The following is a 7,573-nucleotide window of genomic DNA, read 5'->3' as shown; positions in this document are numbered from 1 at the left end:
GCCCCCGGCCATGATGACTACATACGTGTGTTGGAAGTTCATTCGATCATTTAATAAAGATAGGGTTATGATAGCTGTCAAAGCGTTTCACTGCGTCAACTATCTGGCGGAATGAGTTTGGAAGTAATGGTTTACTTGCAAAGCTACATTTTCTCGCATATTTCCATAGAACAGATTAATATCGGCTACATGCCAGTTCTTGATATTCAGTAAAAAGGCTCCCGGTACGTGCGGCTTGGAAATCCAAAGTAAGCCGTTGTGCGTCTGGGCATCGGTTAATTTAGGGATAAATCTGAAATTTCTGCCGACACCTCCCTGGTGTTGCGACCGGGATGCATAGGCTTCCGATGAATTCCAGAGGAGGGGATTGGTACAGATCACTTCTGGACCTTCCTGAAAGAAACCGGGTTCCGGATGAAAATTCTTTTCAAAAGTACACCAGCTGGCAAAGGTGCCCGACTGTCCGGGCTTTTCAATTGGGGATAAAGATTGAAAGGTTTGCCGGGTTATGGGGCGTCCAATCAGGTACGCCGCTACTAACTGGTCTTGTAAAGCCTTTCCATCAAAAAACTCCTGTAATAGTCGAATGGCATGTATACTTCCCTGACTATGACCAGCGATGACGATGGGTCGGCCCTGGTTGTAATGACTAAGATAATACAAAAATGCCGTTCGGACGTCCGTATAGGCCAGGTCAAGAGCCTGGTGTTGAGCAGAAGTGTCCTTTGTCAGAAAAACGGCGTAATGGGCCTGCCGATAGCGTGGTGCATAAATCTTACAGGAACCATTAAAAACCGTAGCCTGATTCGTAATCGCACTACTGTCGATGCGGGCATTTAAGACCGGGTCATTAACGTCCGCGTTCCAAGACTGCGTTCCCTGCGGCTTCCCTACGTACATCGTCGGATAAACAAAAAACACGTCTACGGATGCCGTGCCTGCTGATTGGTAAACGAAGAATGCGTAGGTACCAAATCTGCGGCATCTTTCCGGTCGGGCAAGGCTGCCCAGTAATTGGGCCTGGTATAATCCGGGGCGGAAGGTTGCTGATCCATGCGGTACACCGACTCAATCAAGTATTGTTTAGGCCGGGCACAACCGCTGAGGACTAGTAAGATCAGCGGAATAGCCCGAAAAAATGAATTCATAAGGTGAGTAACAAGCTAACTAAAGAAAGTGTTTCGGAATGACTTCTTTGAAAAAATATATTTTATTATTTCCATAATTTATTGAATATTTTTAATGCAAAATATTCATCTTGTTAACAAGTTCTTCGTTGTAGATTCGCTTTTTCATTGCTGTAATTTTCACCCCTTATCCTTATGAATCGTACGTTTATTTTATTTTGGATTGTTCTGCTTGGATTAGGAAGCCTGGCTGGTTTTGGTCAGGCTTCGCTGGCTGGCAAAATTACAGATGCCGCCACCCAACAACCACTGGCAGGAGTAAGTATTTCGGTAGTAGGTACAGTGACGGGTACCATTACCGACTCCAAAGGAAACTTTACCCTCAATACGTCAGCTCCGCCGCCGCTTCAACTCCGTATTTCCAGTGTTGGTTACGCAACCCAGATTCTGGATGTCTCTGCTAATCAGACCAATCTGACTATTGCTCTGAGCGAGCAGGCCTATTTGGGTGAAGAGGTAGTGGTATCCGCTTCCCGGGTAGAGGAGAATGTACTTCAATCGCCCGTATCCATTGAGAAAATGGATATACGCAGTATTCAGTCTACTCCAGCTGCCAGCTTCTATGATGCCCTACGGAATTTAAAAGGCGTGGATGTCGCTACCCAGTCACTAACCTTTACTTCGGTGAATACCCGGGGCTTTGCCGGCAATGGCAATACGCGGGTCGTACAAATGGTAGATGGGATGGACAATCAGGCTCCGGGCCTCAATTTTGCCGTAGGAAACATTGTCGGTATTTCCGAACTTGATCTGGAAAGTGTGGAATTACTCCCGGGGGCCGCTTCGGCCCTGTATGGTCCTAATGCCACCAACGGTCTGTTGCTGATGAACAGCAAGAGTCCCTTTCTGTATCAGGGTTTGAGTGCCTACGTGAAAGGCGGCGTGATGCACGCCAGCAACCGTTCTGAGGCGACTACGCCGTTTTACGATGCTTCCATTCGCTTTGCCAAGGCATTCAACAACAAACTAGCCTTTAAACTCAACGCCAGCTACCTGGCTGCCAAAGACTGGCAGGCTACTGATACGCGTGACCAAAGCTTTGGTCTGGGGGCCGATAATGCTCTGTATCCGGGCTTTGACCGTACCCCTGCGACCAACCCCAATTACAACGGCGTAAACGTGTATGGGGACGAGAATTCATCGAACGTAAGTCTGGCCAGTTTCCGGCCGGTATTTGCCCAGTTTATGCAGTTACCTGCCGCTCAGCTAAATGCCATCGACCCGCGGCTGACGCAGATTGTCAACGGGATCAAAGCTATTTCAGCCGGTACGGGTTTGCCCGCAAGCACCATTATCAACGGTATTCTTCTGCCCGACCAGCTGGTTGCCCGTACGGGATACGCCGAACGTGATCTGGTGGATTATCGTACCAAAAGTCTGAAGTTGAGCGGAGCTCTGCACTATCGACTCAGTGATAAAGTAGAGGCCATTGTACAGGCAAACTGGGGATTGGGTACAACGGTTTATACTTCTTCAGACCGTTATTACATCAAAGACTTCACGCTGGGTCAGTATAAACTCGAACTCAAAGGAGATCATTTTTTGTACGAGCCTATACAACGCAGGAACGATCGGGGGATGCTTACGCCGCGGGTATTCTGGCCAGTTACATCAATGAAGCATGGAAGCCCAGCGTAAACTCGGCCGCTTTAGCCAGCTCCTGGTATCCGCAGTATGCGTTTACTTACGGGGGCGGAGCCTTGCAACTATTCAGTCAGGCTTTGCAGGCTGCTCTGGCTGCCGGACAAACGCCCCAGGCCGCCTACGCCGCCGCTCAAAGTGCCGTCAGTGCTAATGCTGGTCTGTTGAATGGAGTGGCCCGTTCGACTGCTGACGCGGGTCGTTTACAACCTGGTACAGCCGAATTTAATGCCGTTGCTGATCGGGTCAAAGGTAATCCCATTCCGCAGGGAGCCCGTTTCCTGGACCGTACTAATCTCTACCACGCCGAAGGGATGTACAACTTTAAAAAACTCCTCGATCCTAAAATCGCAGAAGTATTGGTGGGCGGAAATTATCGCGTGTATGATCTGAACTCGGGCGGTACGCTTTTCCTGCAAAAACCGGGGGGGAGTGAATACAATATCAGGGAGTGGGGCGGCTACGTACAGGCAGTCCGTTCGTTTGCGGATGTTTTCAAACTGACTGGATCTATTCGGTACGATAAAAATGAAAATTTCAAAGGACAATGGAGCCCACGTCTGTCGGGCGTTTTAACGCTGGCAAAAACCCATAATATTCGAGCCAGTTACCAGACGGGTTTCCGTATTCCCACTACTCAAAATCAGTACATTAGTCTGGCTTCACCCGTATCATTACTGCTGGGTGGCTTGCAGGTCGTTCGTGATGCTTATAATCTGAATTCGTACGCGGACCAGTTGTATGCGTATGATGATACGTATCTGTCAAACACCAGCGATCGTTCAAAATGGAATAAAATCCGACTGACGGAATTCAAGCCCGAACGTGTGCTGACGTATGAAGTAGGCTACAAAGGAATGATTGCCGAAAAGTTGCTGATCGATGCGTACTATTACAACAGCGTTTTCCAGAATTACATCGGAGGACTGGTATTTATTAACCCCGATAACCCTAAAACGCTGGGTGCAGGTGGACCGTTAACGGTGTCTTCGCCTTACAACTACGAAAAAAATATTCGTTACCAGGGTTTTGGTCTGGGACTGGATTACCTGCTGCCCAAGGGCTTTATCATCAGCGGAAACGTGTCGAACACAACCCTGAATGCCGGGGGTGTGGGTCTTTTTGATGGAAAGCGGAACCGGAATGTACTCGATGATGGTTTTAAGGTCGGCTTTAATACGCCCAAGTACCGGTACAATGCGTCGGTAGCCAAGCGAATTTCAGCTCGTTCGAATTGGGGTTTTGCGGTTACGTACCGCTATCAGGATGCTTTTAACTGGATTGAGCTGTTACTTCCGGCTCGGGCTCGTACGGCTGATAATAACCCTCAGATTCTAATTCCGGCGTATGGTACACTGGATGCTCAGGTAAGCTTGAAAATTACGTCGGTCAAATCAATTCTGAAACTGGGAGCCAGTAATTTATTGAATAAAGCCTATACGACGGCTTGGGGTAACCCGCAGATTGGCGGTATGTATTACGTAAGTCTGAATTTTGACGAACTCCTGCATTGATACTGAAGACCGTTCAACTTAAACTCGAGTGAAAGATTGAGCCCGGCGTTTTCTTACGGAAACGCCGGGCTTTTTTAATGTTCAGCCAGTTGAATAAGCTCCTGAATATCGCGGATAAATCGGATATTGTTGGGTACCAGAATAGGACCGTGCGAGTGCTGATTACAGAGAATCAGAATCGTGGCCCGGGGAAAAGCTGCCGAAAACTTGTCCAGATACGCCTGAAACTCCTCATAACCTGGCGGAATGGATTTAAAAATAGTAAGCAGATAATCAGGCGTATGTACATTATACACGAAACCCACCTCCTCAAAAGGCAAACTTTGACCCAGGTAAACGACCTTATGGTGCCGCGACCGGATGATGTAATCAGCAAAAAGCAGAATCAGCTCCTGAAGCTCGCCTTCGGGTAAAAAGAGTAAAAATTTTCGGGCTCCTTCGCGTTGTTTATTGAGCTGACCATCAATGGCCACAATGATTTTCTGACGAATCAGATTAACGATAAAATGCTCATGAGCAGGACCAATGCTGCTCGTCATCCAAAGCGTACTGATCCGGCTAAGGAAAGGATAAATGATGTTGATAATCAAGCTCTCGAAGCCAAACCGCAGAATATTGGTATTGATAATTTTTTCGAACTGGTCTTCGTCCAGGTCGAGCATGGAAAGCGTTAGGGCGTGAATCTGATCGGGATAAGCCAGCTGACGTTCGGAAATATCCATTACTTTCTGATGAATGGCTTCCGTGCTCATTTTCGCAATTTCTGAAATTTTATAACCGTGATCCTTGAGCTGGGCGATGTTGAGTACCAGCTTTAAATCCTGTTCTTCATAAGTCCGAATGTTAGTATCGGTTCGTTTGGGTTGAATAATAGCGTAGCGTTGTTCCCAGATTCGTAGCGTATGGGCCTTGATTCCGGATAACTGCTCAAGGTCTTTAATGGAGTAATTGCTCATGGCCATTTACCTCAGAAAGCTGGAACTTTACAAACAGGGCATAAAACGTAAGTACCGACGATGCCTTCGGAGCGATTAATGCGAGTACGGATTGATTGGTGAACGTAAACTAAATGATTATATAAAGCCCTCTCTCAGCGGGTACTGAGCTTGCTAATTAAAAACTTCAGGGTTCTTGGAATTGTTTTAAAATTTAATAACTAATTGATTATGAAATATTTGTAAAAAATTATTAAAAAAGCAGAAGCAACCGGTGCGTAGCGAAGAAGAGGACCTGAAGTAAAAAAGGTAGGCCGCCAGACGATTAATTTTAGGAAAGCGAACAAGCTGAAACAGGAGACAAAACACCCAGGCAACCAGAGCCCAGGCAAGGAAATTCTGAAGCGGAATCTGTTCATTTTTCCAGTGCCAGAAATCAAACCGAACGGCTACGGGTTCCAGGAGCACATCCAGAAAAACCATACAGGCTGCTGCTAGCGTAGCCCGTACGACTAAAGGCAAAGGCCGACCTTGCCATAACATACCCGCCCCGATGGTCAGAACCAGCCAGTTAAGCCCAATGGTTAAGGGTACTTCAAATACTTTTAAGCCCAGCGTAGCTCCGTACCAGTATTCGCCGAAAATCACGCCCGTATGTACGCCTGCTACTTCCACACCGTATCCCATCAGAAAGATAGCCAGACAGAAAAGCCAGAACGAACGGGTCGGTAATTCCTGAAAAAGCAACAGCAATACGCCCGTAGTGATCAAGTGGAAGGGAACCAGTAACCGGAATAAATCTTCGCTGGCAGAAATGTGAAGACCAACCAAACCTGTGATGTACATCAAAGCCAGGATCAGCCGAATGATGGGTTCATAAGGGCGAAGGAGCGAGAGAAGTGTTTTCATACGAGAAGGCGGTAGCAATAAAAAAACCTGACAAGTTAAACTTATCAGGTTTGACAGGAGGGAGAAAGACGGGGTTCGAACCCGCGACCCCCAGAACCACAATCTGGTGCTCTAACCAGCTGAGCTACATCCTCCGTTTCGAGCTACAAATATAGCATATTCAAAAACTAAAAAGCAAGTACTTGCGGTAGAGGGAAGGAAGAAAAAATTTGGAATTCTTCCTTCTTCCTTCCCTGTATCGACTTATTTCGCTGATTGATAGTTAGTTTCAGCAACATCCCAGCTTACTACATTCCAGAAGGCATCGATGTAATCCGGGCGTTTATTTTGGTACTTCAGGTAATAGGCGTGTTCCCAAACGTCCAAACCGATGATGGCTTTGCCTTTTTTCTCGGCTACGTCCATCAGCGGGTTATCCTGATTAGGCGTTGAAGTCACGGCGAGTTCACCGTCTTCACCCACGATTAACCAGGCCCACCCCGAGCCAAAACGACCCGTAGCGGCTTTTTTAAATTCTTCTTTCAAGGCATCAAAAGAGCCAAATTTGGCATCAATGGCCTTCGCTAAATCACCCTTGGGGCTACCGCCGCCGCTGGGAGAAAGAATGTTCCAGAAAAATGTATGATTCCAGTGACCACCGCCATTGTTTCGTACGGCGGGGGCTAACTGACCTACGTTCTTGAGAAGATCTTCCAGTGTTTTTCCTTCGAGTTCCGTACCGGCAACGGCATTGTTGAGGTTCGTAACGTACGTCTGGTGGTGACGATCATGGTGAATCGTCATGGTTTGAGCATCGAAGTGGGGCTCTAACGCGTCTGCCGCATAGGGAAGAGGAGCAAGTTCAAAAGCCATAGCTGGTTGAAAATTAGGATTAAAAATAGGAATAAATGTCTATTCGGTTTAAAAAGGCATTCCAAGGGTTAAAGAGTTCCAGGCCTACCGGAATTTTACGGGAGCCGCTAGGATTGACGGAGTTTACGGAAAAACTGGACGAGCTGGGCTTCGGTTTCTTCCCGCAAAATACCGCTGGTGACGCGGGTCTTGGGATGTAGTAAAGAACCGGCTTTCGAATAACCCCTTTTCTCATCAGCTGCTCCGTATACCAGTCTTCCCAGTTGGGCCCAGTACAGGGCTCCGGCACACATCACGCAGGGTTCGAGGGTTACGTAGAGTGTACAGTCGCGGAGAAACTTCGATCCCAGATGTTGCGTAGCGGCAGTTAATGCCAGAATTTCCGCGTGAGCCGTCACATCTTTCAGGCGTTCGGTCTGGTTACTGCCTTTCCCAATAATACGACGGTTAGAAACCACCACAGCCCCCACTGGAATTTCACCGGCGTCGGCCGCCTCCTGAGCCAGCTGCATCGCTACCGCCATGAAATATTCAT

General features: G+C 47.6%; 8 protein-coding genes and 1 tRNA gene. 2 read left to right on the top strand and 7 right to left on the bottom strand.

Features of this window, described 5'->3' with window-relative positions:
- Positions 1-99: 99 nt before the first annotated feature.
- Together BWI93_RS21340 and BWI93_RS21335 are read right to left on the bottom strand one after the other, a co-directional pair.
- Positions 100-921 (bottom strand): DUF3089 domain-containing protein, encoded by an 822-nt coding sequence (locus tag BWI93_RS21340; protein WP_094815040.1) that lies wholly within the window; start codon positions 919-921, stop codon positions 100-102.
- Between the two features lie 2 nt (positions 922-923).
- Positions 924-1,148, bottom strand: a complete 225-nt coding sequence (locus BWI93_RS21335; RefSeq protein WP_094815038.1) for a hypothetical protein — start codon at positions 1,146-1,148, stop codon at positions 924-926.
- A 174-nt stretch (positions 1,149-1,322) separates the two neighbouring features.
- Between BWI93_RS21335 and BWI93_RS29755 the strand changes: the two genes are divergently transcribed.
- Both BWI93_RS29755 and BWI93_RS29750 read left to right on the top strand, forming a co-directional pair.
- On the top strand, positions 1,323-2,825 hold the full coding sequence (locus tag BWI93_RS29755; RefSeq protein ID WP_369679197.1) for a carboxypeptidase-like regulatory domain-containing protein: 1,503 nt from the start codon (positions 1,323-1,325) through the stop codon (positions 2,823-2,825).
- A 62-nt stretch (positions 2,826-2,887) separates the two neighbouring features.
- Positions 2,888-4,342 carry a TonB-dependent receptor gene (locus tag BWI93_RS29750; protein WP_369679196.1) on the top strand — a complete coding sequence of 485 codons (1,455 nt, stop codon included), beginning with the start codon at positions 2,888-2,890 and terminating at the stop codon, positions 4,340-4,342.
- Positions 4,343-4,416: 74 nt separating this feature from the next.
- Here the strand turns inward: BWI93_RS29750 and BWI93_RS21325 are convergent, their stop codons facing one another.
- The 5 genes from BWI93_RS21325 to BWI93_RS21305 all read right to left on the bottom strand — a co-directional run bounded on the left by BWI93_RS21325 (position 4,417) and on the right by BWI93_RS21305 (position 7,562).
- Positions 4,417-5,298 (bottom strand): MerR family transcriptional regulator, encoded by an 882-nt coding sequence (locus tag BWI93_RS21325; RefSeq protein WP_094815067.1) that lies wholly within the window; start codon positions 5,296-5,298, stop codon positions 4,417-4,419.
- Between the two features lie 186 nt (positions 5,299-5,484).
- Positions 5,485-6,186 carry a carotenoid biosynthesis protein gene (locus BWI93_RS21320; protein ID WP_094815036.1) on the bottom strand — a complete coding sequence of 234 codons (702 nt, stop codon included), beginning with the start codon at positions 6,184-6,186 and terminating at the stop codon, positions 5,485-5,487.
- A gap of 59 nt (positions 6,187-6,245) precedes the next feature.
- A tRNA-His gene (locus BWI93_RS21315) sits at positions 6,246-6,321 on the bottom strand.
- 108 nt (positions 6,322-6,429) lie between these two features.
- On the bottom strand, positions 6,430-7,038 hold the full coding sequence (locus tag BWI93_RS21310) for a superoxide dismutase (RefSeq protein WP_094815034.1): 609 nt from the start codon (positions 7,036-7,038) through the stop codon (positions 6,430-6,432).
- Positions 7,039-7,145: 107 nt separating this feature from the next.
- Positions 7,146-7,562, bottom strand: coding sequence for a nucleoside deaminase (locus tag BWI93_RS21305; RefSeq protein WP_094815065.1), 417 nt, complete (start codon positions 7,560-7,562; stop codon positions 7,146-7,148).
- Positions 7,563-7,573 lie beyond the last annotated feature (11 nt).

Source organism: Siphonobacter sp. BAB-5385 (assembly GCF_002261125.1).
Taxonomy (GTDB): Bacteria; Bacteroidota; Bacteroidia; order Cytophagales; family Spirosomataceae; genus Siphonobacter.
The sequence above is the reverse complement of the archived record's forward strand: the minus strand, read 5'-3'. Positions and strand labels throughout refer to the sequence as shown.